Source organism: Micromonospora sp. MH33 (assembly GCF_003013775.1).
GTDB lineage: Bacteria > Actinomycetota > Actinomycetes > Mycobacteriales > Micromonosporaceae > Micromonospora > Micromonospora fulviviridis.
The window spans coordinates 1-3,086 of record NZ_MUYZ01000490.1 but is presented as its reverse complement, the minus strand read 5'-3'; the positions used below and the strand labels follow the sequence as shown (position 1 = coordinate 3,086).

The 3,086-nt window shown below is 71.2% G+C and carries 2 protein-coding genes and 1 pseudogene; all 3 read right to left on the bottom strand.

The window, feature by feature from the left end:
• Positions 1 to 357 (bottom strand): annotated as a pseudogene (locus B0E53_RS34840) (molybdopterin-binding oxidoreductase); the annotation flags it as partial.
• Between the two features lie 124 nt (positions 358 to 481).
• Entirely contained in the window at positions 482 to 2,125 is a 1,644-nt protein-coding gene (gene groL, locus B0E53_RS34835; protein WP_107079764.1) for a chaperonin GroEL, read from the bottom strand.
• A gap of 70 nt (positions 2,126 to 2,195) precedes the next feature.
• The gene (groES, locus tag B0E53_RS34830) at positions 2,196 to 2,510 is read right to left on the bottom strand and encodes a co-chaperone GroES (RefSeq protein ID WP_018222648.1); all 315 of its coding nucleotides are present in this window, start codon (positions 2,508 to 2,510) and stop codon (positions 2,196 to 2,198) included.
• Positions 2,511 to 3,086: the final 576 nt, after the last annotated feature.

The following is a 3,086-nucleotide window of genomic DNA, read 5'->3' as shown; positions in this document are numbered from 1 at the left end:
GGTCAGCTTCGCGCCGGCCCGGGTCAGCGCGGCGGCCACCCCGAGGGCGGCGAACGCGGCGATGCCGGCCAGGCCGAGCGGGAGCCGCCGGGCCGCCAGCACGCCGAGCAGCGCGGCGATCGCCGCCAGCACCACCGCCGTGCCGACCAGCAGGGCGACCTTGTCGTACCTGCCGAAGACCGCGATGGCGAACTGCTTGAGCGGCTCGGGCACCGCGTCGACCACCAGCCCGCCGACCGCGATCAGCGGCGCGGAGCGGGGGCCGGTGAAGACGGCCACCGGTTCGGCGACGCCGATCGCGACGGCCGCGGCGGTGACCCCGGCCAGCGCGGCTCGACCGCGCGACATGCTGCTCACGGCGACCAGTGTCGTCGCTCGGAGCGGGCGATCGCCAACCTCGTCAGCGTTCCGTAAGCAGATACGGGTCAGGGCACACCGCCGGATGGCGGTGTGCCCTGACGTCAGGCCGTACGGCGCGGGATCAGAAGCCCGGGCCGTGCTGGTGGCCGTGCCCGTGGCCGTGGCCGTGACCGGCGGCGGCCGGCTCGGCCTTCTCCGGCTTCTCCACCACGAGGCTCTCGGTGGTGAGCAGCAGGGCGGCGATCGACGCGGCGTTGGAGACCGCGTTGCGGGTCACCTTCACCGGGTCGAGGATGCCGGACTTGACCAGGTCGACGTACTCGCCGTTGGCGGCGTTGAGGCCGTGGCCCCACTCCTGGCCGACGACCTTCTGCACCACCACGTAGCCGTCGTGGCCGGCGTTCTGGGCGATCCAGCGCAGCGGCTCGACCAGCGCCTTGCGCACGATCGAGACGCCGACCTTCTCGTCACCGGTGAAGCCCAGGTCGTCGTCGAGCACCGGCAGGATCTGGGCCAGGGCGGCGCCGCCACCCGGGACCGTGCCCTCCTCGACCGCGGCCTTGGTCGCGGAGATGGCGTCCTCGATGCGGTGCTTGCGCTCCTTCATCTCGACCTCGGTGGCCGCGCCGACCTTGATCACCGCGATGCCGCCGGAGAGCTTCGCCAGCCGCTCGGCCAGCTTCTCCCGGTCCCACTCGGAGTCCGAGGCCTCGATCTCCTTGCGGATCTGGGCGACCCGGTCGGCGACCTCGGCGGACTGGCCGCCACCGTCGACGACGGTGGTGTTCTCCTTGTCGACCACCACGCGGCGGGCGGTGCCGAGCACCTCCAGGCCGACCTGGTCGAGCTTGTAGCCCAGCTCCGGGGCGACCAGCTCGGCGCCGGTCAGGATCGCCATGTCCTGGAGCATCGCCTTGCGACGGTCGCCGAAGCCCGGGGCCTTCACGGCGCAGACCTTGATGGTCTTGCGGATCGCGTTGACCACCAGCGTGGACAGGGCCTGGCCCTCGACGTCCTCGGCGATGATGAGCAGCGGCTTGTTGTTCTGGAGGACCTTCTCCAGCAGCGGCAGCAGCTCCTCGATCGCCGAGATCTTCTGCGTGGTGATCAGGATGTACGGGTCCTCCAGGACCGCCTCCTGCCCCTCCACGTCGGTGACGAAGTTCGGCGAGATGAAGCCCTTGTCGAACTGGAGACCCTCGGTCACCTCCAGCTCGGTGGTGAGGGCGGAGCCCTCCTCGACGGTGATGACACCGTCGCGGCCGACCCGCTCCATCGCCTCGGCGATCAGCTCGCCGATGGTGGCGTCCTGCGCGGAGATCGTCGCGACGTGCGCGATCGACTCCTTGTCGGCCACCTCGACGGCCCGGCCGAGCAGCGCCTCGGAGACCTTGGCGGCCGCCGCGTCGATGCCCCGCTTGATGCCGATCGGGTTGGTCCCGGCGGCCACGTTGCGCAGGCCCTCGCGGACCATGGCCTGGGCCAGCACGGTCGCGGTGGTGGTCCCGTCGCCGGCGACGTCGTTGGTCTTGGTCGCCACCTCCTTGACCAGCTGCGCGCCGAGGTTCTCGTAGGGGTTGGTGAGCTCGATCTCCTTGGCGATGGTCACGCCGTCGTTGGTGATCGTGGGCGCACCAAACTTCTTGTCCAGGACGACGTTGCGCCCGCGCGGGCCGAGAGTGACCTTGACCGCGTCCGCGAGGGCGTTGACACCGTGCTCCAGCAGGTGCCGGGCGTCGTCCGAGAAGCTCAGGATCTTCGCCATCTGTATCCCTTCGAAGCGACGTTGCCCCGGCCCGGCGAGCCGGACCGGGGCAACGACACTGATCGGTTGCTTACTTCTCGATGACCGCGAGGACGTCGCGGGCGGAGAGCACCAGGTACTCCTCGCCGGCGTACTTGACCTCGGTGCCGCCGTACTTCGAGTAGAGGACGGTGTCGCCGACCTTGACGTCGATCGGCACGCGGTTGCCCTTGTCGTCGATCCGGCCCGGGCCGACAGCGAGGACGGTGCCCTCCTGCGGCTTCTCCTTGGCGGTGTCGGGGATCACGATGCCCGAGGCGGTGGTGGTCTCGGCCTCGTTCGCCTGGACCACGATGCGGTCCTCGAGCGGCTTGATCGCAACCTTGGTCGCGGTAGTCACGGGCATACCCTCCTGGGGTACTTGGTGTCGTTGCCGGTCGGCGCGCCGACCGGCGTCAATCTGCCACATGCCACCGGGCGGGGCCGTCGTCGCGGGTGCCGGTCCGCCTGGCGTTCAACCCCCGGACACCAGGCCCGGGCGTTGGCACCCTCAGGGTGAGAGTGCTAATCGCAGGTTATTCCTCGGCTAGCACTCCGTCAAGGAGAGTGCCAACGCGTCGCCTCCCGTGTCGCCACAGTTCCGCCACGCGTCACCGCAACATGCCCGGATCACCTCGACGCACCGTGACCGGAGCCCTACCGTTCGGGGCCATAGCCGTCGAGGGAGGGGGGCGTGGCCGCCGCCCCCACCTCCCACTGACACCACCGTCCCGGCCGATCGAGGCGGCCGGGAGAATGCCCGGGTGGACCTGGAACAGTTCGACGCGCTGCGTACCCCCGAGGGGTCGGCCGCGCTCGACGCGGCGGCGCGGGTGGCCGGCGGCGACCCGCTGACGGCGGCGGCCGCGCTCCGCTCCGCCGGGGTGCCGGCCGGGCTCGCGGCGGCGGCGCTGACCCAGGCGGAGCTGCGCCGCCGTGCGGC